At 52.0% G+C, this 26,517-nt stretch carries 22 protein-coding genes; 9 read left to right on the forward strand and 13 right to left on the reverse strand.

The window, feature by feature from the left end; translation table 11 throughout:
- Nucleotides 1-5 precede the first annotated feature (5 nt).
- Nucleotides 6-1,070, reverse strand: a complete 1,065-nt coding sequence (sohB, locus tag KO508_RS14145) for a protease SohB (protein WP_216008965.1) — start codon at nucleotides 1,068-1,070, stop codon at nucleotides 6-8.
- A 228-nt stretch (nucleotides 1,071-1,298) separates the two neighbouring features.
- Here sohB and KO508_RS14150 point away from each other — a divergent pair, with 228 nt between their 5' ends.
- Nucleotides 1,299-1,613 (forward strand): SCP2 sterol-binding domain-containing protein, encoded by a 315-nt coding sequence (locus tag KO508_RS14150; protein ID WP_216008966.1) that lies wholly within the window; start codon nucleotides 1,299-1,301, stop codon nucleotides 1,611-1,613.
- 90 nt (nucleotides 1,614-1,703) lie between these two features.
- On the opposite strand, the gene KO508_RS14155 is transcribed toward KO508_RS14150, so the two are convergent.
- The 4 genes from KO508_RS14155 to KO508_RS14170 all read right to left on the reverse strand — a co-directional run bounded on the left by KO508_RS14155 (nucleotide 1,704) and on the right by KO508_RS14170 (nucleotide 5,577).
- A complete protein-coding gene (locus tag KO508_RS14155; protein ID WP_216008967.1) occupies nucleotides 1,704-3,410 on the reverse strand; it encodes a chemotaxis protein in 1,707 nt (568 codons plus the stop codon).
- A 172-nt stretch (nucleotides 3,411-3,582) separates the two neighbouring features.
- On the reverse strand, nucleotides 3,583-4,293 hold the full coding sequence (gene dnaQ / locus KO508_RS14160) for a DNA polymerase III subunit epsilon (protein WP_216008968.1): 711 nt from the start codon (nucleotides 4,291-4,293) through the stop codon (nucleotides 3,583-3,585).
- Nucleotides 4,294-4,303: 10 nt separating this feature from the next.
- Nucleotides 4,304-4,741, reverse strand: a complete 438-nt coding sequence (gene rnhA, locus KO508_RS14165; protein WP_216008969.1) for a ribonuclease HI — start codon at nucleotides 4,739-4,741, stop codon at nucleotides 4,304-4,306.
- Between the two features lie 44 nt (nucleotides 4,742-4,785).
- Nucleotides 4,786-5,577, reverse strand: coding sequence for a class I SAM-dependent methyltransferase (locus KO508_RS14170; protein WP_216008970.1), 792 nt, complete (start codon nucleotides 5,575-5,577; stop codon nucleotides 4,786-4,788).
- A 124-nt stretch (nucleotides 5,578-5,701) separates the two neighbouring features.
- Here KO508_RS14170 and gloB point away from each other — a divergent pair, with 124 nt between their 5' ends.
- The 7 genes from gloB (at nucleotide 5,702) to KO508_RS14205 (ending at nucleotide 14,830) form a co-directional block, all read left to right on the forward strand.
- Nucleotides 5,702-6,496, forward strand: coding sequence for a hydroxyacylglutathione hydrolase (gene gloB, locus KO508_RS14175; RefSeq protein WP_216008971.1), 795 nt, complete (start codon nucleotides 5,702-5,704; stop codon nucleotides 6,494-6,496).
- 154 nt (nucleotides 6,497-6,650) lie between these two features.
- The gene (locus KO508_RS14180; RefSeq protein WP_216008972.1) at nucleotides 6,651-8,360 is read left to right on the forward strand and encodes a lytic transglycosylase; all 1,710 of its coding nucleotides are present in this window, start codon (nucleotides 6,651-6,653) and stop codon (nucleotides 8,358-8,360) included.
- 5 nt (nucleotides 8,361-8,365) lie between these two features.
- Nucleotides 8,366-10,207, forward strand: a complete 1,842-nt coding sequence (locus KO508_RS14185) for an extracellular solute-binding protein (protein WP_216008973.1) — start codon at nucleotides 8,366-8,368, stop codon at nucleotides 10,205-10,207.
- A gap of 15 nt (nucleotides 10,208-10,222) precedes the next feature.
- On the forward strand, nucleotides 10,223-11,308 hold the full coding sequence (locus tag KO508_RS14190) for a microcin C ABC transporter permease YejB (RefSeq protein ID WP_216008974.1): 1,086 nt from the start codon (nucleotides 10,223-10,225) through the stop codon (nucleotides 11,306-11,308).
- 1 nt (nucleotide 11,309) lies between these two features.
- Nucleotides 11,310-12,335, forward strand: a complete 1,026-nt coding sequence (locus KO508_RS14195) for an ABC transporter permease (RefSeq protein WP_216008975.1) — start codon at nucleotides 11,310-11,312, stop codon at nucleotides 12,333-12,335.
- A gap of 26 nt (nucleotides 12,336-12,361) precedes the next feature.
- Nucleotides 12,362-13,978, forward strand: a complete 1,617-nt coding sequence (locus KO508_RS14200; protein WP_216008976.1) for an ABC transporter ATP-binding protein — start codon at nucleotides 12,362-12,364, stop codon at nucleotides 13,976-13,978.
- Nucleotides 13,979-14,044: 66 nt separating this feature from the next.
- Nucleotides 14,045-14,830: an enoyl-ACP reductase FabI gene (locus KO508_RS14205; protein ID WP_200360600.1), complete on the forward strand. Its 786-nt coding sequence runs from the start codon at nucleotides 14,045-14,047 to the stop codon at nucleotides 14,828-14,830.
- An 80-nt stretch (nucleotides 14,831-14,910) separates the two neighbouring features.
- On the opposite strand, the gene KO508_RS14210 is transcribed toward KO508_RS14205, so the two are convergent.
- Together KO508_RS14210 and KO508_RS14215 are read right to left on the reverse strand one after the other, a co-directional pair.
- Nucleotides 14,911-15,324, reverse strand: coding sequence for a PilZ domain-containing protein (locus KO508_RS14210; protein WP_216008977.1), 414 nt, complete (start codon nucleotides 15,322-15,324; stop codon nucleotides 14,911-14,913).
- 31 nt (nucleotides 15,325-15,355) lie between these two features.
- Nucleotides 15,356-17,179, reverse strand: coding sequence for a DUF1631 family protein (locus KO508_RS14215; protein ID WP_216008978.1), 1,824 nt, complete (start codon nucleotides 17,177-17,179; stop codon nucleotides 15,356-15,358).
- 173 nt (nucleotides 17,180-17,352) lie between these two features.
- On the opposite strand from KO508_RS14215, the gene KO508_RS14220 reads away from it, so the two are divergent.
- Nucleotides 17,353-18,420 (forward strand): 3-deoxy-7-phosphoheptulonate synthase, encoded by a 1,068-nt coding sequence (locus KO508_RS14220; protein ID WP_216008979.1) that lies wholly within the window; start codon nucleotides 17,353-17,355, stop codon nucleotides 18,418-18,420.
- 3 nt (nucleotides 18,421-18,423) lie between these two features.
- Here KO508_RS14220 and cobA read toward each other — a convergent pair whose 3' ends face one another.
- The 6 genes from cobA to KO508_RS14250 all read right to left on the reverse strand — a co-directional run bounded on the left by cobA (nucleotide 18,424) and on the right by KO508_RS14250 (nucleotide 26,503).
- Nucleotides 18,424-19,281: a uroporphyrinogen-III C-methyltransferase gene (gene cobA / locus KO508_RS14225; protein WP_216008980.1), complete on the reverse strand. Its 858-nt coding sequence runs from the start codon at nucleotides 19,279-19,281 to the stop codon at nucleotides 18,424-18,426.
- Nucleotides 19,278-20,552, reverse strand: coding sequence for a serine--tRNA ligase (gene serS, locus KO508_RS14230; protein ID WP_216008981.1), 1,275 nt, complete (start codon nucleotides 20,550-20,552; stop codon nucleotides 19,278-19,280). The genes cobA and serS overlap by 4 nt, the downstream gene beginning before the upstream one ends.
- 101 nt (nucleotides 20,553-20,653) lie before the next feature.
- Nucleotides 20,654-21,991 (reverse strand): replication-associated recombination protein A, encoded by a 1,338-nt coding sequence (locus KO508_RS14235; protein WP_216008982.1) that lies wholly within the window; start codon nucleotides 21,989-21,991, stop codon nucleotides 20,654-20,656.
- Between the two features lies 1 nt (nucleotide 21,992).
- The gene (gene lolA, locus KO508_RS14240; protein ID WP_216008983.1) at nucleotides 21,993-22,652 is read right to left on the reverse strand and encodes an outer membrane lipoprotein chaperone LolA; all 660 of its coding nucleotides are present in this window, start codon (nucleotides 22,650-22,652) and stop codon (nucleotides 21,993-21,995) included.
- 13 nt (nucleotides 22,653-22,665) lie between these two features.
- The gene (locus KO508_RS14245) at nucleotides 22,666-25,254 is read right to left on the reverse strand and encodes a DNA translocase FtsK (protein ID WP_216008984.1); all 2,589 of its coding nucleotides are present in this window, start codon (nucleotides 25,252-25,254) and stop codon (nucleotides 22,666-22,668) included.
- Nucleotides 25,255-25,267: 13 nt separating this feature from the next.
- Nucleotides 25,268-26,503 carry an O-succinylhomoserine sulfhydrylase gene (locus KO508_RS14250; protein WP_216008985.1) on the reverse strand — a complete coding sequence of 412 codons (1,236 nt, stop codon included), beginning with the start codon at nucleotides 26,501-26,503 and terminating at the stop codon, nucleotides 25,268-25,270.
- Between the last annotated feature and the right edge of the window lie 14 nt (nucleotides 26,504-26,517).

Here is a 26,517-nt window from a genome sequence, read left to right on the forward strand (position 1 = left end):
GTCAGCTATTGTATTTTCTGGTTGCGGAATGCGCTTAGAACTTTCCATACCGTGTGTTCAAGTGCGGCACTGGTCGCCAGCCCAAGTTTTTCAGGCAAGGTTCGTTTGCGCTCGAAGGATACAGAGACTACGTCTGCCCGCTCGCAGGCTTCAATGAGATATTCGTCGGAGGTTTTAATCTCATCAATGAGCTTTACCTCAAGCGCTCGTTTGCCAAACCAAATATCACCAGTCGCCACCGCAGCAATGTCCAGTTCGGGCCTGCGCTCACTTACGTAATCTTTGAAAAGATCGTGGGTATCTTCAAGATCATCAAGGAACTTCTGGCGACCTTTATCCGTATTTTCGCCAAAGATGGTCATGGTGCGCTTGTGCTCACCGGCGGTCAGCACTTCAAAGTCGACGTTGTTTTTCTTGAGCAGGCGGTGAAAGTTGGGTAGTTGTGCCACCACACCAATTGAGCCGAGTATGGCAAAGGGGGAAGCGACTATTCGATCTGCCACGCAGGCCATCATGTAGCCTCCGCTTGCGGCCACTTTATCGACACACGCAGTGAGATGAATACCTTTGCTCCGGATTCGGTCAAGTTGCGCTGCTGCCAAGCCATAGGAGTGCACCAGCCCTCCTCCGCTTTCTAGCCGAATAACCACTTCATCTTTGCCCGGCTCTGCAACGCTGAGTACAGCAGAGATGGCTCTGCGAAGCGGGTCGGTATCACTGGCTTTTATATCGCCATCAAAATCCAGCACGAAAATGCGCGCAGGTGATTCCTCGGGTGTGTCCGCATCCGTTTTTTTCGTTTTTCCCGCTTTCTTTTCAGCTTTTTCTTTCTTCTTTTTCGCCTTACTCCAGGTTTTCCGCTCATACTCAGACATCAAACGCGCCTGAATCGATTCGCGTAATTTTCGGTACTTCTCATTGAGCTTTCGGATCCGCAGCTCACCGTCGTCTTCGTCATCCCCTCTATCTTTTTGAGTAGAGGCCACAATAATGGACACTACCACCACCGCGGCAATAACAAAGGTGACCACTTTGGCCAAAAACAAACCGTATTCAATCAGGAACTCCAAATCGCTTCTCCAGCCAGTTAAGCAAGCACGAGAGTGTAACTTACCGAAAGCCTAGTGATAAGCAGAGCAAAATAATTAAAACAAGCGTTCGATCGAGCTTGACAGTGATTCCGTCTCACCATAAAGTCGGAAAGCGAGGTCGGCTCTATCCGGCAGCTGCCAAGGCTTTTAAGGCCAAGCATACTAAGCCGTTATCATGACAAGACAACCATCAAAAAGGGTAAAACAATGTCTGTAGATCAAATCTTTGAAAAACTCGAGCAGAACTTCAACGCAGACGCAGCTCAGGGCCTGGACCTGGTGTTCCAGTTTGATATCGAAGATGACAAGACCCACCACCTAGTCATCAAAGACGGAACATGCAAACTACACGAAGGCCCTCACGACGACCCTTCTGTAACTCTGATCATGAACTCCGAAACTCTGGAAGGTATTGTTTCAGGTGAAACCGACGGCATGCAGGCCTTTATGGCTGGCCAGTTGCGCGCTGAAGGCGACATGATGCTAGCTACCAAGCTAGGTGAGCTTTTCAACATGGGCTGATTGCGCCCTGTTGAGTTGATACCAGCTCATGAAAAAACCCGCGCTTGGCGCGGGTTTTTTGTTTTTGGAACCGAGCCCTACGGCCGATTCTTACAACTCCACATCATCCAATGAGGTTTCTGCCAGTCGCAGAAGATCCGCATTGCTTTCTTCACGGTTCCCGATACCCTCGATATAGTACTCAAGGGATGTTAGAGCATCCGCCAACGCTTCGAGAACCTGTGCTTCTGGTGCCTCGCGGGTATCCAACAAACGCTCCTGTATCGAGGCGGCAACACGTTCAAGTACGTGGGCGGCAGCCGGGTCATTTACCATTTGCAGCCCACCCCAAATACTGTGCAAGGTTGCAGGTAAGTTCGCGAGGTGCAGTTTGTCATAGTCAGACTCTACAAAGGCCGTAATCGCCCGCTTAGCAAGCGTCAACGCGCTACGTGCCTCATCAGCAACCACGAATACGGCTTCTCTCAGGTAGGTTGACTCTTCCCGGCTGCGTTCACTGCCTGCTAGGGCGTCTGTTTCTGAGGTAATGCCCCGGTTTACAATCTGCATAACCGCGTCTTCTATACCCAGCACCGAGTCGGCGAGACGGAAAAGCTCGTCTTCTCCGGGCAGGCGAGATTCAGCCTCCCAGTTGCGAAGCCTGCCCGCCTCTTCTCGAGCAATGGTTCCCAACCGATTGAGGTCAAGCATAACCAGAGTATTGGATAGCCGTTCCAGAGCATCGGCAATGGACGAGAGCTCCGCCAGATCCGGCTCGATACCTCGCTCAATTATGTCGAGTTTGTCTTTCAACTGATTGAGCTCATCTTGCAAAGCTTCAGACAAGGATTCCAACACGTCTGTGCCGGGGCCATATAGGCGCCGCGCATGCGCTTCCAAAATAGAATCTGGAAATTCCGCAGGGGTGAGCTTAAATTCTGAAAGAACACGCATGACTTCGGGGTTGCCGGAGCCACTGCGATAAAGCAAGTAAACGAGATCCCGAATAAGCGAATCCGGAGCATCTTTTGCGGTGGCCACCTTTCCTACATAAACCAGTTCACGAGCATACTTTTCAATACGCATGAACGTCCGCTTGCGGGCCTTGGTGAATGGCATGGCACGATCAAGCATGGTGTCTGCAGCAATTGCAACAAGACACCACATCTGCCCCATTGGTGCTCCCTGACATAAACGCGCGAAACCCCGCGAGGCACGGCTTATGAGTTTTTGGCTTACCACAGGGTTGCGGTCCCTGAGAATACCCAGCAGTGCAACTTGATAAGTCAGGCGCATCCGCCGGGCCACAATTTCATAGTCGGCTTCGTTGCCTTCAAAAGCGGGGACCGACACACCCGCACAAAAATCTGGCGGACCAATGAGGTCTACGTCGAAAAAGCAGGACTCGGGATAGGGTTTTTCCCGACGGGCCTCACGCAGCTCGTTGATTACTGGCAACAACAGTTCAGGGTGGTCTGCACGTTGTTGGTGGTAGTACTCTACATAGCGACGGAGAATAAACAGCGCATTGCTCAACGTCGTAAGCAGAATGTTCTTGTCGTCATTAGCGCCGACAGGAACATCATTGGCCATGGTGACCGCTTCCTGGCACAGCAATGTGCCACCCCGAAGCTCTACCAAAATGAAAATGCCGCGAAGCTGATTGAGAAAATCTAAACAGTTCTGCAAATCCTCACCGCTCTCGCGGTTTGCTTGAAAGCGCTCAAGACTGGATTCTGCCTGCTTGATGGTCTGCTCAATTTCACTTTTGACCAGATCAAACGACTGCGATTTCGTCGCAAGAGACGATTGGACCATAAACGCTTCCTGTTAATCTGCGGAAACTACCGCACCTTCCTAGTGAGCTGTGGCCGGGTATCACACCCTGTGCGTGGTCAAAAAACTGACCAACTAACCATTACTTATAACATAAAACTCAAGTACCTCAATAAAGCAGGCTTGTAACAATTAGTACAGGCCAATACAGTTCTCATTCTGAACCTTCGAGCCTGCTCCATACCGTAGCCCCAACTTTCTTCTCCAGAGCAGACATGAAGGCCTGATGAGCCTCACGCTCCGCATCCGAGGCCTCTACCACCGGGAGTACCGGGCGGTCAGGGTTCAACCGACGAACTCCTCCGTTAATTCCGCCGTTCTCAGACCCCGCATCCAGAGACAAAGCCGTCTGCCCGCCGGTGAGAAGAAGGTAAACCTCGGCTAGAATTTCGGCATCAAGTAGAGCGCCGTGAAGCTCACGGTTGCTGTTATCAACGCCATAGCGCTTGCACAGGGCATCAAGATTGTTTTTCTGGCCAGGGTGTTTTGCTCGTGCCAGCGCCAGAGAATCCACAATCCCGCAATAATCCGCGGTTTTGCGCACGGGTTTGATCCGGCCAAATTCCGAATCCATAAAGCCCACATCGAACGCGGCGTTGTGGATAACAAGCTCTGCGCCTTTTATAAATTCAAAAAACTCATCGGCGACATCTGCAAACTTGGGTTTATCTACAAGAAATTCATTCGTAATCCCGTGAATGGTAATAGCTTCCGCTTCCACTTCCCGCTCAGGGTTTATGTATACATGGTAGTTTCGGCCGGTGAGCTGACGCTCCATCATCTCCACACAACCAATCTCGATAATCCGGTGCCCTTCTGCCGGATCAATACCGGTTGTCTCTGTATCCAGTACAATTTGTCTCATAATTTCCACATTAACTCAGTTCTTCAACACCCTTGTTCGCAAGCTCGTCGGCGAGTTCGTTATCCGGCACGCCTGCGTGGCCTTTTACCCAATGCCAGTTAACTTTGTGCTTCGTAGTTTCCAAATCGAGCTCACGCCACAAATCATCGTTTTTAACCGGTTTTTTCGCGGAGGTTTTCCAGCCATTACGCTTCCAGCCGGAAAGCCACTCGGTGATCCCTTTGCGTACATATTGGGAATCCGTATACAGCTCAACCTCACAACCACGCTTGAGCGCCCTTAGCCCCTGTATGGCAGCCATGAGCTCCATTCGATTATTGGTGGTGTGATGCTCGCCGCCATGCATGGTTTTTACCGCATCCCCGTAACGCAGCACAACACCCCAACCGCCGCGTCCCGGATTACCCTTGCAGGCGCCATCGGTATAAAGAATAACCTTTCCAGACATTCAAGTTCCTGTTTCTTTAGATTCGCTCGGTGACCCAAGGGCCATCAGTCTTCGGGGTGGTTCAAATTCTGTGGTTGGCATCCTCTTGCGGCACTCACTGTGCCTGTTCCCGAGAGGCCCATCACCTTGCTCTGGCGCCAAACATTTCGCCGTGGAATTCGAGCGCACACCCGCTTTTTCGCAAGGATACAGTAATACGCCCCCACCGGAAGGAATCCGTAACCAGACATGCGTTTATCAAGCCGCCCGGAGGTTTTGCGTCCACTGCGTTGAAGGGGCAAGCGAAAAAAACGGGTCATCGACGTTTCAACCTGAAAGTCCAGCAGATGTAGCCAGTCCTCCATGCGACCGCGGAAAAGAAAGCGCCCTCCCCAAGGGCCCCCATGGTGTCGCGAAATTAACCTGCGAAGCCCCCAAATACTTACCGGGTTAAAGCCAATGAGTGCGATGGAGCCATCACCTCGCAATACCCTAGCCGCCTCCCGCAAAACCTGATGGGGGTAAGGGGAGAAATCTGCCGTGTGGTGAAGCACAACCAAATCCATGGAGTCTCCTGAAAAAGGCAGCTCATCCGCATCGCAGACAACCACCCCATCGGGTGTGCCAGAAAAGCATTTTGGCGAGGTCATTATCTTCTGGGAAAAGTCTGTGCCGTTGGCCAGAGGGAGCCGGTGACTCACGCCCACCTGAAGCTGTCTCGCGCCTGTTAGCTTTTCGAGTCGGCGATCAAGAAAACCCCGCTGGTCTGCCAACAAGCTGCGCCCAAGCGGCGTTTGAAACCAGTTTTCAAAGCTCTCGCTCCGGGACGAATAATCAACGTTATGATTTTTCTTCACACTGCCTTTACTCCCGCTTTCTAAAAAACCGGCAAGGAAGCCGAAAATATACAGGCTGTTGGGACTATGGGCTTAATGCTCTATCATATCAGTCACACTTGCCAATCATATACGGGGACATCTGATGCTCACCATCTCTGCCATTCCGGCATTCAGTGATAACTATATATGGTGTCTTGCGGACACGGATACGGGTAAAGCCCTGATCGTGGACCCGGGACAGGCGAAACCTGTGCAGGAATACCTCGCTGCGCAGGGGCTAACTCTCGATACAATTCTTGTCACCCATCATCACCCGGACCACGTAGGTGGTATCAAAGCGCTTGTTCAGGAAACCCCAGACTGTCGCGTAACAGGACCTGCTGAATCGCCCTTCAAAGGTAGCACCAACTTGGTTCACCCTGGCGACGAGGTCATCTGGGAAAACATTACGTTTAAAGTGATGGGTGTACCGGGCCACACGCTCGACCACATTGCCTTCTTTACCGACACAGAAATTTCCGGACGCCCTGCCGTGTTTTGTGGCGATACACTTTTTGCTATTGGATGTGGCCGTCTATTTGAAGGCACGCCATCCCAAATGATGGAATCGCTCAGATCCCTTCGGGAACTCCCCGGCAACACCGCCGTCTACTGTGCCCATGAATACACACTCGCGAATCTTCGGTTCGCTCGTAGCTGGCTGCCAAACGACCGCAAACTCGAAGCGTTTGAACGCCAGTGCGAAGATAAGCGGCAATCGGGCGAGCCAACCGTGCCATCGATACTCGAAAATGAAAAGCAGCTTAATCCGTTTCTACGCTGGGACGACCCCTTAGTTGTAGGCGCAGCAAAGCAGTACTGCGCAGAACAAGGTCTGCCCGCCAATTCAGACAGTGACATTTTTGCAGCCATACGGCATGGCAAAGATAACTTCTGACCGGTTAACAATTTCTCTCATCGTCGTAACGAGAGGTTTCTTGACCATTTGAAACGGGCTCCCATAAAATCGCTTCAACTTTTGCTCGTAACTCATTAGATATGCCGGGTTTTTAGACACAAAGTCGGCGACAAACCAAAGTCGGAAGACGCCTATGTCGGTTAATAGATTGCCGCTGCTTTTAGTTCTCGGTGCCCTGACAGCTGGCTGCAGTTCTCTGTATGTATCTCAGGAAACTGCACCTGAAAGCCCTCTTGATACACAAGAGGTAACTGTTGCAGCTGGTGATGAAGGGCTCAAAAAATCCGTTGAAACCGGGAAGCACAGCGACGCGGTGCGAAATGAGCGCTTAGACGACGCTATGGCGCCAGAGCTTAAGGCGGCCGCGCGGGAAGCCCGTGAAAAGCTCGACGACCCTGTACAGAAACTGACTAAAAACAGCGTTAAAGAAACGGATATGTGGAACCGCCTGCGGGCCGGTTTTTTGCTTGATCACGACGTTGACAACAAACGGGTTAGAGACCAGCTGAGCTGGTACGCAAAGCATCCGGGGTACATCAACCGGGTAGTCGAACGCGGTAGCCGGTATCTCCACCACATTGTTAACGAAACCGAGAAACGAGGCCTACCGGCTGAGTTTGCTCTGCTACCAATCGTTGAAAGTGCATTCGACCCATTTGCCTATTCCCATGGCCGGGCTGCAGGGCTTTGGCAATTCATACCTTCAACCGGCAAGTATTTTGGCCTGACACAGAGCTGGTGGCACGATGACCGCCGCGATGTGATCGCCGCCACCGACGCCGCCCTTACCTATCTCGATCGTCTTTCAAACCGCTTTGGTGGTGACTACACGCTGGCTCTGGCAGCATATAACAGTGGCGGGGGAACAGTTTCCAGCGCTATGCGCCGCAACCGGAAAAGCAACAAACCGCAGGATTTTTGGTCGCTGCAACTACCCAAAGAAACTCGCCACTACGTCCCTAAATTGATTGCGTTGGCAAAAATATTTGATGACCCTGAAGCCTACGGCATTAACTTGCCCCCTCTCAAAGATGAACCCTACTTCGATATTGTCGACACAGGCGGCCAGCTGGATTTGGCTCAGGCTGCGCAACTCGCAGGCGTGGATATTGACGAGATATACCTTCTAAACCCTTCTTATAACCGCTGGGCGACATCGCCCGATGGCCCGCATCGCCTGCTTGTACCCCATCAGAACGCAGAAATGTTTCGCACTGCTCTTGCTAACATTGAACCGGGCAAGCGCGTGTCATGGCGCAATTATGTGGTTAGATCCGGCGACAGCCTGAACACTATCTCCCGAAAGTTTTCCACCACGCCCGCGGTGCTGCAGCAGGTCAATAATCTCAACAGTGATCTTATCCGCATCGGCCAGCGACTGATGATTCCATCGGCATCGAAAAACACCGATGCTTACGCTTTAAGTGCATCAAAACGGCTTGAGCGCAAACAGGAAAAAAAACGTAGCGGTAGTAAATTGCGTTATACAGTACGTCGCGGCGACACCTTTTGGGATATAGCCCGTGAACATAGAGTTTCCGTGCGACAGGTAGCTGCTTGGAACGGCATGGCCCCCGGTGACCCACTTATCCCCGGTAAAGAGCTGGTTATCTGGTCAAAAACCGCACAACCTGCTCTCGCATCCTCCGGCAGCACCCGTGGCAAAGCGATGGTTCGCAAGGTCGGATACCGCGTTCGCAAAGGTGACTCTCTGGCGCTGATTGCAAATCGCTTCTCAGTAAATGTGCGGGACATCGCAAGCTGGAACGATCTGAACACCTCGCGTTATCTGCAACCGGGACAAAGTCTGATACTCTACGTCGACATACGGAACAGCCCCTGAGAATCATGACAAAAACCTACAATATCTCACGCATCACTTCGCTTTTTTCGTTTCTGGGCCTGTTGGCCGCTACCGGAGTTGTGTCAGCCCAAGATTTGGCAACGGTCGAGTCTAACCCAGCGCCAGAAGCGGTTCATGGCATGGCCATGCATGGAGAGCCGAAATACCCGGAAGGCTTTAGCCATTTCGATCACATCAACGCCGAAGCCCCAAAAGGTGGCACCCTGAGGATGGCCGTTGTGGCTAATGGCTTTGATTCCTTCAACCCCTTTGTTATTCGCGGAGTGGCAGCAGCGGGGGTCAATAATTATCTCTACGATACCCTGCTGGAATACTCCGCCGATGAGCCGTTTTCCATGTATGGGCTCATTGCGGAGTCTTTGGAAACGCCGGAAGACCGCAGCTACGTCACATATAACTTGAGGAAATCGGCCCGCTTTCAGGATGGCGAGCCTATTACCGCAGAAGACGTAAAATTCTCATTTGAAACCCTGACTACCAAGGGGCACCCGTTTTACCGAAATTACTATGCAGATGTCAGCAAGATAACCGTAGAAAGCCCCCACCGCATTCGCTTTGATTTTCAGCAAACCAGCAACCGGGAACTGCCTTTGATTCTCGGGCAAATGCCTATTCTTCCGGCCCATTATTGGGAAGATCGAGAGTTTGGAAAAAATGGCCTAACCCCACCGCTAGGTAGCGGTGCCTACCGTGTTGATAGCTTTGAAGCAGGACGTTCTATTATTTACGAGCGGCTGGAGGATTACTGGGCAAAAGACCTTGCGGTGCGCAAAGGCAGATTTAATTTCGATAATATTCGCTACGACTACTACACCGACGATACGGTAGCCTTGGAGGCTTTCAAAGCGGGCAGTTTTGATTTCAGAGTAGAAACCTCTGCCAAAAACTGGGCCACAGCATACAGTGGCGACAAGTTTGATGACGGCACAATTATTAAAGAAGCTATTGAGCATCACCGACCGACAGGGATGCAAGGTTTCGTATTCAATACCCGCAAGCAAATCTTCAGTGATCCAAAAGTGCGAGAAGCACTGACCTACGCCTTTGATTTCGAGTGGACAAACAAGAATCTTTTCTACGGCCAATATGCGCGCACCAACAGCTACTTTGAAAACAGCGATTTGGCCTCTAGCGGTTTACCATCCGGTCGGGAGCTGGAAATTCTTGAAAAGTACCGGGATCAGCTTGGCGAAGACATTTTCACTAAGCCTTTTGAAGCCCCTGCCACCGACGGTAAGCAAGGCCTCAGGGGTAACCTGAGAACAGCTATGGAACTGCTGCGCTCGGCGGGTTACGAAGTTCGTGACGGAAAAATGGTTCATGCTGAAACGGGCAATCCCTTGAAGTTTGAGGTTTTACTGTTTCAGAAAACCTTTGAGCGCGTGGTTTTGCCTTTCAAGAACAACCTCGCCCGACTTGGGATTGACGTTTCTGTTCGTCTGGTAGACAGCAATCAGTATGTCCAGAGAGTGCGGGAATTCGATTACGACATGATTACACAGGCGATTGGCCAGTCCGACTCTCCCGGTAACGAGCAGCGGGAGTACTGGCACTCCTCCACCGTAAGCGCAAATGGCTCGCGTAACTACGCAGGCGTGAACGATCCGGTGGTCGATGAACTGGTGGATTTGGTCATTCAGGCACCGGATCGCGAAGAGCTGGTACAGCGCACCCGCGCCCTCGACAGGGTTCTGCTGCAAGGACATTACGTGGTACCCCACTGGCACCTAGCGAAAGATCGCGTTGCCTATTGGAGCCACTTGAAGCACCCGGAGAAGACTCCTAAAAACGGTACAGACCTCGATGATTGGTGGGCTGAGCCCTGAGGAAGTAGCCGCTAAATGGGCATTTATATACTCCGGCGCCTCGCGCTGATTATTCCCACGCTAATCGGCATTCTGCTGTTGAACTTCGTGATTGTTCAGGCTGCCCCCGGAGGGCCGGTTGAACAGCTGATTGCAGAAATGGAAGGCCATGGTGGCAGCACCTTAGCCCGTGCCTCCGGTGGCGATACAGGAGGCGAAGTTTCCTCTGCTTCCAGCGATAGCCGGGGCTCCCGGGGCATCCCCGATGAAATGCTCAAGGAGATCGAAGTGATGTACGGCTTCGATAAACCGGCCCATGAGCGCTTTTTCAAAATGCTCAAAGATTACGCTACCTTCGATTTTGGTGATTCGTTTTTCCGGGAAAAAAGCGTCATTGAACTTATCGTGGATAAAATGCCCGTTTCCATTTCTCTCGGGCTTTGGTCTACGCTGATTATCTACTTTGTATCCATACCTTTAGGTATCCGAAAAGCGGTTTCAGACGGCTCTCGCTTCGATGTTTGGAGCAGTTCTGCCATTGTCATCGGTTACGCCATTCCCGGCTTCCTGTTCGCGATACTGCTGATTGTCCTGTTTGCCGGGGGCAGTTATTTCGACTGGTTTCCTCTGCGAGGGCTAACCTCTTCCGACTTCGACCAGCTTAACTGGTACCAGAAAGTTGGCGACTACTTCTGGCACCTTGCGCTACCGGTGACTGCCAACGTGATTGGTGGCTTTGCCACGCTGACCCTATTGACCAAAAACTCGTTTCTCGACGAGATCGGCAAGCACTATGTCGTAACCGCCAGAGCAAAAGGTTTGGACGAGAAACAGGTTCTATACGGCCACGTGTTCCGCAACGCCATGTTGATTGTTATCGCCAGCTTGCCGGGGGTGCTCGTATCCCTGTTCTTTACCGGTTCATTGCTGATTGAGGTTATCTTTTCCCTTGATGGTCTGGGCTTGCTAGGGTTTGAAGCCGCGCTCAACCGGGATTACCCAGTCATTTTCGGAACACTCTTTATTTTCACCCTCATGGGGCTGGTGCTAAAACTGATTTCCGATATTACCTACGTACTGGTGGACCCACGCATCGACTTCGAAAGCCGGGAGGGTGCGTAACATGAAGACGCTCACCCCGATCCAGCAGCGTCGTTTACGCAACTTCCGCAAAAACCGGCGAGGGTTCTGGTCTTTATGGGCGTTTCTGGCCATTTTCGGACTCACGTTGGTAGCTGAACTGATCGCTAATGACAAACCCCTTGTGATTTCCTATCAGGACACCTTGTACTTTCCGGTAGTGGAGCGAGTTTCAGAAGAAACCTTTGGCGGTTTTTTACCAACCGACGCAGATTATCGCGATCCGTTCATCGTCGAAGAGATTCTCACCAATGGCTGGATGCTCTGGCCACCCATTCGATTCAGTTACGACACGATTAACTACGAGCTGGAAGAGCCCTCACCTGCACCGCCAAGTACCGTGAATTGGCTTGGTACGGACGATCAGGGCAGAGATGTGGCTGCCCGGGTCATCTACGGCTTTCGCATTTCAGTTCTGTTTGGGCTAACCCTTACCATCGCCAGCTGTATTGTTGGTGTAATTGTTGGCGCCATTCAGGGCTTCTACGGCGGTAAAATTGATTTGGTCGGGCAGCGTTTTATCGAAATTTGGTCAGGCCTACCCGTGCTGTACCTCCTGATTATCCTCTCGGGCATAGTGCAACCGAACTTCTGGTGGCTACTGGGCATAATGCTGATGTTTAGCTGGATGGGCCTGGTAGACGTGGTTCGGGCAGAGTTCTTGAGGGCGCGCAATTTTGAATACGTAAAAGCGGCGAGAGCACTGGGGCTTGATAACCGGAAAATCATGTTCCGGCACATTCTTCCAAACGCCATGGTGGCTACGCTTACTTTTCTACCGTTTATCCTGACGGGCGCCATTACCGGCCTGACCTCCCTCGATTTCTTGGGCTTTGGTTTACCATCCGGGTCGCCCTCCCTCGGGGAGTTGATTGCACAGGGCAAAGCAAACCTGCATGCGCCTTGGCTGGGCATTTCAGCCTTCGTTTCCCTATCACTGATGCTAACCCTACTAGTTTTTGTGGGCGAAGCTGTGCGGGATGCCTTTGATCCCCGCAAGAATGGTTAAAAGTCAGCTGATATGAGCGTACTTATATGAGCAAACTGCTAGAGATAGACAATCTCTCTGTCTGCTTCAATCAGGCCCAGAGAGCCGTAGATTCCATATCCCTTAGCCTACAAAAAGGTGAGACTCTGGCCTTGGTTGGGGAGAGTGGCTCGGGAAAATCCGTTACTGCACTGTCTGTGTTGCGCCTATTGAATGAGCGCCACGCCAGCTACCCCACTGGTACGATACGTTATTGCGGTGAAGACCTACTGCAAGCGCCAGAGACACGTTTGCGTCAGGTTCGTGGACGGGAGATCAGCATGATCTTTCAAGAGCCAATGACTTCACTTAATCCTCTGCATAACATTGAAAAGCAAATCTCCGAAACTCTGGAGCTTCATAAAGGCATGCGCGGCCCTCAGGCCCGGGAACGGTGTTTGGAGCTTTTACGGCTCGTCGGTATCGAGAACCCGGAAAGCCGACTTCGCGCATACCCACACCAGCTTTCCGGTGGCCAGAAACAGCGCGTGATGATCGCCATGGCGTTAGCAAATGAGCCGGATTTGCTGATTGCCGACGAGCCAACCACCGCTCTGGATGTGACCGTTCAAAAACAGGTATTGGAGCTACTGCAAGACTTACAGCTGAAGCTGGGAATGGCCATCTTGCTGATTACCCACGACCTTACCATAGTGCGACGCTACGCCAGCCGGGTAGCGGTAATGGAACATGGAAAGCTGGTAGAGCAAGCCGAAACCTCGGTCTTGTTTGCATCGCCTAGCCACCCATACACGCGCAAGCTTCTAAGTGCAGAGCCTCCAGACGCACCCTTGGCCGTCGCTAAAAGTGACAAGCCCTTGTTAGAAGTGAACAACCTCGATGTGCGCTTTCCGACCCGAAAGGGGCTATTCGGCAAGGTGAAAGAACATTTTCATGCCGTAAAACAGGTCAGCTTTCCTCTGGATCGGGGGCAAACTCTCGGGATTGTCGGTGAAAGCGGTAGTGGAAAAACCACCATTGGCCACGCCTTACTCAAACTAACTGCCAGCACCGGCAGCATCAAGTTGGATGGCCAAGAGCTTTCGAGTTTAGACCAAAGCGCCTTCCGGCCTTGGCGTCGGCGGGTACAAATCGTTTTTCAGGATCCTTTTGGTAGCTTGAGCCCGCGTATGTCTGTTGCAGAAATCGTTCGGGAAGGTCTGGAAATACATGATTCTGATAACCGGGATAGCCACGACTCAAAAGTGGTTGCGGCACTCAAAGACGTGGGCTTGGATCCCGAGGCGAGACATCGCTACCCCCATGAATTTTCCGGTGGCCAGCGCCAACGCATAGCGATTGCTCGAGCATTGGTGCTTCAACCAGACCTAATCATTCTTGATGAGCCCACATCGGCGCTGGATCGCACGGTGCAAAAGCAAGTGATCAAACTGCTTCGGGATATTCAAGCACGCTATGGTCTAAGCTATATCTTTATAAGCCACGATCTAGCCGTTGTGCGTGCACTCAGTCATCAACTGTTAGTGCTCAAACAGGGTACGATTGTGGAATACGGCGATGCTGTCCAGATTTTCAGGGCGCCCGCACACGAATACACACAAGAATTGCTTCATGCTGCGTTTTTCTATCAACCGAAAGATGCAAACCTCACTACGACTATTTGAGCGTTACTCCTGCCAGCCTACTTCGGGGATAATGCACTAAAATCAGGAACACAGGGAGAACAACCCATGGGAATACTCAGTGGCAAGAAAGCACTTATCGTCGGCGTAGCCAGCAAATTGTCCATTGCATACGGTATTGCCGATGCCTTTGCCCGCGAAGGCGCGGAGCTGGCATTTACCTACCAGAACGAAAAACTGCAACCCAGAGTTGAGAAGTTCGCCGAGGGCTGGGGCAGCAAGCTCATCTTCCCTTGCGACGTTGCCAGCGATGAAGAAATCGAAAATGTGTTCAAAGAACTAAACAAGCACTGGGACAATATCGACATCATCGTTCATGCTGTTGGTTTTGCGCCAGGCCATGAGCTCGATGGCAACTATGTGGACGTCACCACTCGAGAGGGCTTCAAAATCGCCCACGACATCAGTTCCTACAGTTTTGTTGCTCTGGCCAAGGGTGCACGCTCCATGATGCACGAGGGCAGCTCTCTGCTAACGCTGAGCTACTTGGGCGCAGAGAAGGTTCTGCAAAACTATAATGTGATGGGCCTTGCCAAGGCCTCACTGGAAGCAAACGTGCGCTACATGGCTGCAAGTTTGGGCCGTGACGGCATTCGCGTAAACGGCATTTCCGCAGGACCGATCAGGACTCTGGCGGCATCGGGAATCAAGAGTTTCCGGAAAATGCTGGCTGAAAATGCCCGCCGCGCGCCCCTTCGCCGTAACGTGACTACAGACGAAGTGGGTAATGCAGCCGCCTTTCTGGCTTCTGACATGGCCAGCGGGATTACCGGTGAGATTATGTACGTGGATGCCGGGTTCAATATTACCGGCATGGGCGAACTGGAAGAGTAACGCTTAAAACTGTCCGCATTCAGGCAAAAAGCCAGCGCAACGCTGGCTTTTTACTAACCCTTATCCTCGTAAGTGCTTCGCTATGGCGGCTCAATAGCACTCGCCACTGCATCCGCCCACTCCACATAAGCCGTCTGATCCGACTGGATGATTTTAACACCCACTCGATAACCATCCTCAGCCGGTCGACACCAACTAACCTCCACCATGAGGACAAAGGGTTCCGCATAATTTACCAGTTTAACGGACATCGGATGTAAGGCTCCCACTGACAGGTCCTTTTGAGTAAGCAAACAAAGCCCACTGGCCGAGATGTCACGCACTCCGCAAACTATTTTCCGCAGGGGCGAAGCGACAACGCCTTCTGATGCAGGGTAGCCAGCTTCCAACTCCAGCATTGCTTGCGCCCGAGCAGTTAAGCGGTACTGGCGGCGTTTGTCTTGACCGCTGGCAGGATCGTCTGGCGTTCCAAACGTATAGTCAGTGTCATGCATTATTATTCCTGGCTTCTTGTTTGCCATGCGATCAGCTACGCCCGACACGAATACGGCCGACCACTCTGCTTAGAGTGTCATCAAACTCAGAGGCGCCACCCAAAATACGAATTCTTTCCTCCACGATGCCCTGAACCAGCTCATCGTCCATAAACTCACGCCGGTTGAGCCCCAGCTTGTCGACGAAGATCAGTTTTCGGGATGCATTGGTTCTAACAGCCAGCTTAAACCTTGTCGCTGCAACAGCTGGCTGCCCGGATTCCACAGCAATCCAGGCACCGAGGCCTAGATCATCTACCTGCTTCTGCGCCAGTTGTGTTTTTTCAATGTGCACACGTTCCTGCTCAGCTTGAGCGTCTGCTAAGCGCTGGTCTTCCAACTTTTGGCGTTCGCGTTCCAAAACAGCCAGTCTCTCGGCTTCCTGCTGTTGGCGCTTTAGCTCGGCGGCTTCTCTTTCTTTTCTTAGAACATTGGCCTGAGCCTTCGCAGCAGCCGCCGCTTGTTCCCTTTGTTTTCGCTGTTTTTCACAGGCTGTTGCTAGCAGTTGGACAGTCTCTTCAAGCACATCACCAAAAGGTGTTGGATCCGGCAGCGGACGGATGCCCCCTTCCGCCTTGGACTGGCAGAAGGCTTGCCAAGGCTGAAGTCCCAACTTTACACCTGTACCGTTTGTCCAAAGGATTTCTGCAGTTTCTTCAAGCAGTGCACAAAAATAACGGCGTTGCTCCCCAGCCCCCTCACCTTCAACAAACCAACTGCCCTCATAGGGTTCAAACTCTTTGTGCAGTGGTGGCACAAAATTAAGCCAGGCCGGGTTCCATAGAAAGCCGCCGCCCTCCGGCAAAGCATCAACCAACTCGGGCGTTTCACCCCGCAACCGAGACATCAAAACTGCCCCAATGCCCGCTAGCGAGTTTGGCGTTAAAGGGCGTTCAAATACCCGCCCCCAAACATCTACCAAACGGTCACCTAGCTGCTCTCCAACATGGTAAAGCCGATCCCTATCTTTATCTGACAGTGACGGGTCTCCTACCCACACAAGCCACTCCAGCAATTTACTGCCATGCCGACAGGCCTCGCCAGTAACCCCGGAATCCCACACCGCCTGTTTGAGCAAACCTTGCCAGTGCTCGAAAATAAAACTAAGAACCGGCTGCGGCAGCTTTCTACCCTGCAGCGCACGGCCGATAAGAGCTCTGGAAGTTTGATCAGCCCGCCGTTGCCGCGCAGCTCCTTGTTCGGTTTCCAGCAGTCGCTGGCGCAGCTTACCGGTCTGGGCGCTGCGTCTGAATGAATCCTCCTGCCACTGACTACAAAAGGTATCCACCGCGACCGAGGTGCCAGACTCAAAACTGGTAGAAACTGCAGTAACCAAGGCATCCAGCTGATCCAGAAGAACTTTGGAGGAGCGCCCGCCAGAATCACTCCAACCTCTCCACTCCTGAAAGCTGTCTAGCCATACCAATAAGGTGTCGTTGAACGCTCGATGCCCATCAAGGTTCATTCGCCAGGCAAGATAAAACCTCAATCGGGCAATGCGGCGCACGATCTGTGTATGTAGCCCACTGGTTTTTAGGAAGACATCCATGATGCGATCAGCTACATAGGCTGCGTTGATCTGTCGTACCGACCAATCTAGGTCTACTGAACGGAGTAAATGGGTAACTCTCTCATCCCGCTGCTCTGTCCAGCATGAAGACAGCAGAGGTTGCCAATCGCTGGCAGTTTCAGGCGACAGTTTACCAGCGGGATAAGGAAGGTCAGGAACTCGAATGCCTGCAAGAACTTCATCAATTTTCTTAGCAACTGCCTTCCGTGTGGCCACCTGATTAGACTTCGGCCTGTTTTGTGACATCCATTCCCCATGCTCAAGAAGCGTTGAAAAGGCCCAGTAAATAAAGCAGTATAACCAACTCGCCGGGGTTGGCCAGAGTCGGGTCCGGTGCTATTCGCGTTAATTTGTAGCCCTGTTTGAATATTGCACAGTTCAGCCGGGCAACACGATAAGAATCGGGGAAACAGCAAAAAATGTCCGGCAATAATCTTGAAAATCTGAACGTGGCGAGCCAAGAAGCACTGATTACCCCTGAAAAACTCAAACAGGATATGCCGCTAACCGGCAATGCTGCGCAAACTGTTGCAAACGGCCGTCAGGCTATTTACGACATTATTGACGGTAAAGACCACCGGTTGTTCCTCGTGGTGGGCCCCTGCTCAATTCATGATATTGACGCAGCAAGGGATTACGCCAACCGCCTCAAAAAGCTTGCAGACGAAGTTAGCGATACTCTGCTCATTGTTATGCGGGTGTATTTTGAAAAGCCACGGACCACTGTTGGCTGGAAAGGTCTTATCAATGACCCACACTTGAATGACACCTTTGATATCGAACGTGGTCTGCACCTTGGTAGACGCCTATTACTCGACATCAATGAGCTCGGGTTGCCGGTTGCTACCGAAGCCCTGGACCCCATTTCGCCCCAGTATCTTCAAGACTCGATTGCCTGGTCGGCGATTGGTGCCCGTACCACTGAATCCCAAACCCACCGCGAGATGAGCAGTGGCCTATCGATGGCGATCGGTTTCAAAAACGGTACAGATGGCAGCTTGGATGTAGCTGTGAATGCTATGAAGTCTGTCTCCTACCCACATAGCTTTTTGGGCATCGACCAGCAGGGCCAAGTTGCAATAATCCGCACCAAAGGCAACCAATACGGGCATGTAGTGCTTCGTGGCGGTGGTGGAAAACCGAATTATGACTCGGTTAGCGTAACCCTCTGCGAGCAAGCATTAGAGAAAGCTGGCTTGCGCAAATCCATCATGGTGGATTGCAGTCATGCCAACTCCAGCAAGGACCCGGCTATCCAGCCGATGGTTATGCAGGATGTCAGCCATCAGATCCTCGAAGGCAACAAGTCAATTCAGAGCCTGATGATTGAAAGCAATATCAACTGGGGCAACCAGTCTATTCCTGAAAACCTTTCAGACTTGAAATACGGCGTGTCGGTAACCGACGCCTGTATCGACTGGGAGACCACGGAAAAAGCCATTCGCGAGATGCGCGACAAGCTAAAAGACGTTCTTCCCAAGCGCTAACATTCAGGCTGGCTGGATTGGTAAACCACCTACCCAATCCAGCCTATCCCTCAAGCCAACCACATGGCCCACAATCACCAAGGTTGGTGCCTGAACGCCCTCTTGGTTTACCCGTTGCACAATAGTCTTTAAGTCACCAGTAACTACCTGCTGCTCCCTAGTCGTGCCCTTAGAAACCAGTGCAACTGGCATGTCCGATGCCATACCATGCTCTATGAGCTGCTGGCATATAATAGGCAGGCCAACTAGCCCCATATAAAACACTAGCGTTTGGTTATTCTGGACAAAGTCTTCCCAGGGCAAGTCGCAAGTATTATTTTTGAGGTGCCCAGTCACAAACCGCACCGACTGAGCATAATCGCGGTGGGTCAAAGGAATGCCCGCATAGGCTGCACAGCCAGAAGCCGCTGTAATACCCGGAACAACTTGAAACCGGATACCGGCACTAGCAAGAGTTTCAATTTCCTCGCCACCCCGACCAAAAATAAAAGGGTCGCCACCCTTCAGTCGAACAACCTTATAGCCCTGTTTGGCCAAATCCACCAACCTCTGGTTGATTTGGTCTTGAGGCAGCGCATGGTTTGCTCGCTGTTTTCCAACATGGATTTTTTCCGCCGTGTCCGGAATCAACGAAAGAATTTCCGGTGATACCAATCGGTCGTAAAGCACCACCTCTGCCGCTGTAATAAGCCGCCAGGCTTTTAGCGTCAGAAGCTCAGGGTCACCGGGGCCTGCGCCTACAAGCGCCACTTCACCGGCGGAGCTGTTCGGGTTGGAGGTAACCGGGTTTGTTCTGTAGCGAACCGGCGCTGACCTCGCACCAACGCCTACTCCAAGCTCTTTCGGGGATTCATCACTCATTGAATACGCTCGATACCACCCATATAAGGCTTGAGAACATCAGGAACGAGAATGCTGCCATCCGCTTGCTGATAATTTTCCATGACTGCGATCAGAGCGCGGCCGACGGCAAGGCCAGAACCATTCAACGTGTGCACAGGCTCAGGCTTTTTGGTTTCAGGATTGCGCCAGCGAGCACCCATGCGCCGAGCTTGGAAATCGCGCGTATTGGAGCAAGAAGAAATCTCGCGAAACTTATTTTGTCCCGGCAACCAAACTTCAATATCGTAGGTTTTTGCGGCAGAAAAGCCCATATCACCACCACACAGAGCCACCAATCGGTAAGGCAACTCAAGCAATTGCAGCACTTTTTCCGCGTGGCCGGTCAGCGCTTCCAAGGCTGCGTCGGATTCTTCGGGACGAACGACCTGAACCAGCTCAACCTTATCGAACTGGTGCTGACGAATCATTCCACGGGTATCGCGGCCGTAGGAACCCGCCTCGCTACGGAAACAAGGCGTGTGGCAAACCATCTTAAGGGGCAGCTCATCCGCACCAAGAATCGAGTCCGACACCATGTTGGTAACAGGCACTTCTGCTGTCGGAATCAGGTAAAGCGACGGCTCGCCCTGCATCTTGAACAAATCTTCTTCAAACTTGGGTAACTGGCCAGTGCCATAGAGTGCATCAGCATTTACCAAATAAGGTACATAGGTTTCGGAATAACCGTGCTCGTCTGTATGCAGGTTTAACATGAACTGAGCAAGGGCTCTGTGTAGACGCGCCAGCTGTCCACGCATAACGGCGAAGCGAGAGTGCGCAAGGTGTGTGGCTGTTTCGAAATCCAAGCCCCCAAGTTGCTCACCCAAAGCAACATGGTCTTTTGGCTCAAAATCAAAATTCTTTGGCGTGCCCCAGATTCGGACTTCAATGTTATCTTCTTCAGATTTTCCCGGAGTTACGCTTTCGTCCGGTAGGTTCGGAATGCCAGCAAGAAACGCGCTAAGCTCTTCTTGAAGAACGCGCAGCTGTTCTTCAGCTTCCGATTTGCGGGATTTCAAGTTTTCCACTTCTTCCCGTAATGGCTGTATGTCTTCACCCGCAGCCTTGGCTTTACCAATCAGCTTCGACTTTTTGTTTTGCTCGCTCTGCAGGTTTTCCGTACTCACCTGAAGGGCTCGGCGGCGCTCCTCAAGGGTTTCGAAAGCGGCAACATCAAATACAAAGTTCTTGATGGCCAGCCGGCGGGCGATCTCTTCAGTCTGGGTACGGACGAGCTTGGGATCGAGCATGGTTATCCTGAGTTTTTACGGTTTGCGATGTGTTTAGAATAACTCGCCATTATACCTGTGCGGGCGCTTGTGGCTAGCGTTGGCGCAAGCCTACACGGGTTTCAGGTATGGCGTTTTCTTGGGCTTTGTTCGTTGAGGGTGTCAAGCCTCTGGCGCTTCTCGGCGAGTTTGATTTCCAAACCACGGTTAACAGGCTCATAGTAACGGCGCTGGTGGATGGCCTCTGGCAAATAGGACTCGCCTGCAGCAAAAGCATCCGGTTCATGATGGGCGTAGCGGTAGGAGTCGCCGTGGCCCATGCTTTTCAACAGTTTGGTGGGCGCATTGCGCAAATGCACAGGCACCTCGTAATCCGGATCCTTGCGTATGTCGGCCATGCACTCATTGTAGGCCTTATAAACCGCATCACTTTTCGGTGACAACGCCAGATACGTCACAGCTTGTGCTAGTGCCAACTCACCTTCCGGGCTGCCCAAGCGCTCCTGAACATCCCAGGCTTCCATGCTTAGCTGCAGTGCTCGCGGGTCTGCGTTACCTATATCTTCGCTTGCAATACGCACCAAACGGCGGGCAACGTAGAGTGGATCGCAGCCCCCATCGAGCATCCGGCACAACCAATATAGCGCGCCGTCCGGATCAGACCCCCTAACAGACTTGTGCAGCGCTGATATCTGGTCGTAGAAAACATCCCCGCCTTTATCAAAACGCCGCAAACTGGTTTGCATTACCTGCTCAAGGTGTTCTGCATTTACCCGGTTCACTCCATGGCTGTCCGGCTCGGCCAAATCAGCCGATATCTCTAAAATATTCAGTGCTCTGCGAGCATCGCCGCCAGATGCAGCTGCCATAACCTTCAGCACATCATCAGCGACGGCAAGCTGACCGCTAAAGCCCTCCTCTGAACTGAGTGCGCGACTGAGCAAACGTAGAATGTCCGTTTCTTCCAGATTTTTGAGCACATAGACACGGGTTCGGGAAAGCAGAGCGCTGTTGAGCTCAAACGAGGGGTTTTCCGTAGTGGCACCAACGAAAATAAACGTGCCGTCTTCTATGTGCGGCAAAAAAGCGTCTTGCTGGCCTTTATTAAAGCGGTGAACTTCATCCACGAATAAAAGCGTATCCTGCCCCTGTGATTGCTTGCGATTACGGGCACGCTCTACAATAGCGCGAATATCTTTAACGCCGCTAAGCACTGCAGAAACTGTTTCAAAGCTGAGATTACCAACGCTGGCAAGGAGCCTTGCAAAGGTGGTCTTGCCAACTCCCGGCGGCCCCCACAGAATCATAGAGTGGAGCTGGCCCTGCTCCACTGCCCGGCGAAGAGGCTTTCCCGGGCCCACAAGGTGAACCTGCCCAACGTAATCTTCAAGACTTTCGGGGCGCATGCGCGCCGCCAGAGGCCGGAATCCGACCTGCTCTGAGAACAGGCTGTTTTGCATTTCAGCTTTCGTCCCGAATTACGTCAACGCCCTCCGGGTACTCAAGAGAAAACACGCTTTTTTCCACCGCCTCGTTAAGCCGGATGTGATCAAAACTCAACACACTAAGCTGGGACAAAGAATCCTGCATGCGCATTTCTTGCAATTCGCTCTTGAAGAATGTCAGGCGCAAGGACACAAACAACGAATCTTCGCTTTTCGGTTGGAGTGTAAACTCCCGGATGTCGTCACTGATTTCGCGACCGGACACCCGGTAGGTCTCTTCCAGATTGTCGACCTCGCCACTCAGTAGCAATGCTGGCGTAGTTTGAACGCGGTCGTCGAGGTTGTGAACGGTTACCTGTTCCAGGTCAGGGTCATAGACCTCAACACTGTCGCCGTCACTGACGATAAACTGTGATAGCGGAGCACTGGTTTCCCAGTAAAACAAGCCCGGCCGTTTGGCTTTCAAGGAACCACGGGTTTCCTGAACTTTACTTCCATTCTCGTTAACCACAATTTGAATAAAGTCTGCTTGATAGGTTTCGTAACTACCCAGCAAAGAGGCCAATTCCGCCGTCGCACCGGTTTTCCCAGATGCCGCCGCTGAACTGCTGAACACCAGAGCAAAGGTCAATGCCGTCACTAGAGCTGATAGGTGCTTTAATAAATATTGTTGCATAAAACTACGACTCCTAATCTCTCGGTGGGGGTGGCGCCAGCACCTCACGGGCGCCGTTGTGGCCCGCTGAACTGACTACCCCGGATGCTTCCATAGCTTCGACCAGATTGGCCGCCCGGTTATAACCTATCTTGAATTTTCTCTGTACGGAGGAAATAGAAACCCGACGCCCTTCTGTCACGAACGCAACGGCTTCATCGAAAAGCGCATCACCTTCACTGTCCCCACCCTCAGATAGGGTTGGAACCCCAGGTAGATGTTCGCCTTCAGCGCCGCTAAGAACATCATCCACATAGACAGGCTCACCCCGGGCTTTCCATGCACTCACTACCCGGTGGACTTCATCATCATCCACAAAGGCGCCGTGAACACGCACGGGAAGCCCCGAGCCAGGAGGTAGATAAAGCATGTCGCCATGCCCAAGAAGCTGCTCCGCCCCGCCTTGGTCAAGAACGGTTCGTGAGTCAATCTTGGAGGACACTTGAAATGACATACGGGTCGGAATGTTGGCTTTGATCAAGCCAGTAATCACGTCCACCGAAGGTCTTTGGGTTGCCAATATTAAATGAATGCCTGCTGCCCTCGCCTTCTGTGCAATTCGAGCAATCAACTCTTCAACTTTTTTGCCCACAATCATCATCATGTCGGCAAATTCGTCAATTACTACAACGATAAACGGCAAATGCTCAAGTTCGGGGCGTTCTTGCTCGTCATTCGCCAAAAATTCGTCTGGCTTCCAGAGGGGGTCAAGTAGCGGTTCACCTGCTTCCGCCGCATCTTTTACCTTGCGGTTGTAGCCCGCAAGGTTACGCACGCCCAGACTTGCCAATAGTCGATACCTGCGTTCCATTTCGGCCACACACCAACGCAGTGCATTTGCGGCCTCTTTCATATCGGTAACCACCGGAGCCAGTAGGTGAGGAATGCCGTCATAAATGCTGAGCTCCAGCATCTTGGGGTCTACCATAATGAAACGAACATCTTCAGGCCCGGCCTTCAACAGCATGCTTAACAGCATGGCATTAACCCCGACCGACTTACCGGAGCCAGTGGTACCGGCAACCAACAGGTGCGGCATTTTTGCCAGATTCGCAACCATGGGGTTGCCGCCGATGTCGTTACCCAGCGCCATGGTTAACGCCGAACTGGATTCACTGAACACTCTTGCGCTGAGCACTTCGCTAAGGCGAACTATTTCCCGCTTTTCGTTGGGAATCTCGATACCCACTACCGACTTACCCGGAATAACTTCTACAACTCTCACACTTAAAACCGCAAGAGAGCGAGCCAAGTCTTTGGCAAGGTTGGAAATTTTACTAACCTTGACGCCCGCGGCAGGTTTAATCTCAAAGCGAGTGATAACCGGGCCGGGGTTTACTTCAACTACCTCGGCAGAAACACCAAAATCACCCAGCTTTTCCTCAAGCAGGCGCGACATATGCTCCAAAGCTTCTTCGGAATACCCACTCTCCTTTTGCTCTTCAGGCGGGTCGAGCAGCGAGATAGGAGGAATGGGGCTTTCTATATCCTCAAGAAGAGACGGTTGAGAATTTTTACCAGTCTTTACTTGTCCTGACTGCTCGTCTTTCTTGAAAGGCGATATTTTCAGCGAACGACCTTCCGGTGTTTTACCCTTATCGGCTGACGGCTTCTGATCACGGGTTTTCACGGGCGCCTCATCCCGGGAACTGAAGCTTTCGAGCCGTGCGGGTTCTGGACCACCTCCCGCAGAGAAACCTTCAAGTGCTGGCTCTATGCGCTCATCCGCCGGTTTTGTAGGCTTGGCTTTCGCCTTGTTACCTGACCCGAACCCGGGAAGGCTATGCCACCAGCGTTTATTTGGCGTGTCCGCGCTATTATCTGTACTCGATGAAGCCAATGATGCGGCAGATTTTGCTTTTTGAGCCGGTGGGCTCTGCGAAGGTTCCGGGATCTTCTCGGGGGTGGCCTTTGTTTTATTAGATTGCATTAGGCCTTTAAGATATTGCCCAAACCGCAATGTCAGCCCGCCAAGTTGATCCATAAGCCAGAACCATGAAAGCCCGACCGTCACAGTCAGTGCAAACAAAAAGATGGCAATAAGCAGAAGTGTGGTCGCAGGAAGGTTAAAAAACCGAACCATCGCGTCTGAAACGACAGTACCAAGCACCCCGCCCGAGGAAGCGCCTAAGCCAAAAACAGAATAAAGCGAAAGCAAGCTCGTAGCGGACAATAGGATTAGCAAAAAACCGCCAAAACGCATCAAAAACAGCGGCCAATGCAGATCCAGAGACTCGTTCCGAAGGCGGATAAGCATGATGGCATAGCCTGCGACCATCATCGGAAACAAATAGGCTACGTGGCCGAAAAAATCCATTAATAGGCTTGCGAGCCAAGCACCGGATCGTCCTGCCGCGTTAAGCACACTCGTCTCGTGACCGATGCTGGCCCAACCCGGATCTGCAGGATTGAAGGTAACCAGTGCCATAGCCAGATAAATGCAAAAGGCTATGAGCCCAATTACCGCACCTTCACGGGCACCCTGTGCAGCAAGGCGGCGAAAACGCAGTTGCTTGTCTGTAAGTTGCTGGGGTGATTGCTTCGCTTTTGCAGATTCGGCCATGAATGCTCAAACGTTAAGTGTTGCTTGCGTTCTGAAGAGTCTGAAAACCCCGGTACAAATCTGTTTTCAGATCTTCGACTGCTTCTATTCCCACCGAAACCCGTAAGAGGTTTTCGGTTATACCCGCTCTGGCTTTATCTTCCGGAGACAAGCGCCCGTGGGTAGTGGTCGCCGGATGTGTAATGGTGGTCTTAACGTCGCCCAAGTTCGCAGTAATTGAAATCATCCGGGTCGCATCGATAAACGTCCACGCTTCTTCCCGACCACCCTTCAAACAAAATGACAGCACCCCACCAAACCCTTTCTGCTGTTTTTTTGCAAGAGCGTGCTGCGGATGGCTTTCGAGTCCGGCGTAGTAAACGTGCTCTACTTCCGGCTGCTGCTCTAGCCACTTAGCCAACTCTAACGCATTGTCACAGTGGGCTCGCATACGGATTGGTAAGGTTTCCAAGCCTTTGTGGAATACCCAGGCATTGAACGGGCTCATAGTGGGGCCAGCAGACCTTAAAAAGCCATACACTTCGTCCATAAGCTTGGCCGGACCGACCACCACACCGCCTACACAGCGGCCCTGACCATCCAAATACTTGGTTGCCGAGTGGATAACGATATCCGCACCATGTTCTAAAGGCCGCTGTAATACCGGCGTTAGGAAGCAGTTATCGACCACGAACAATGCGTTATTATCATGGGCAAGCTTTGCCAACGCCGCCATATCGGCCACTTCGCAAAGTGGATTAGACGGGGTTTCAACAAACAGCATACGAGTATTTGAACGCACTGCCGAATCCCAATCTTGTGTATCCGTCAGGCTCACAAATGTGGTTTCAACACCAAACTTAGCCATGTATTTCTGGAACAGCACATTGGTGGTTCCGAATACACCCCGTGAGCAAATCACATGATCACCACTTTTCAGCAGTGCCATACAAGTGCTGAGAATGGCAGCCATACCTGAAGATGTTGCAACCGCTCGATCGCCACCTTCCATCGCAGCTATGCGGCCTTCGAACGCCTGAACCGTAGGATTGGTAAACCGGGAATAGATGTTACCCGGCTCGTCGCCACCAAAACGAGCCGCCGCTTGGGCCGCACTACCGTAGACAAAGCTCGATGTGGGAAAAATAGCATCGCTGTGCTCAAGCTGAGCGGTACGCAGTTGCCCTGCCCTCACCGCCAAAGTATCCAGAGACATACCCTCAAGATCCGATTCGGGAATCTGGACAGTTTCTTCGCGATGAAAAGTCATGAGCGTCTCCTGAT

It is taken from the genome of Marinobacter salexigens, from assembly GCF_018860765.1.
GTDB classification, from domain to species: Bacteria; Pseudomonadota; Gammaproteobacteria; order Pseudomonadales; family Oleiphilaceae; genus Marinobacter; species Marinobacter salexigens_A.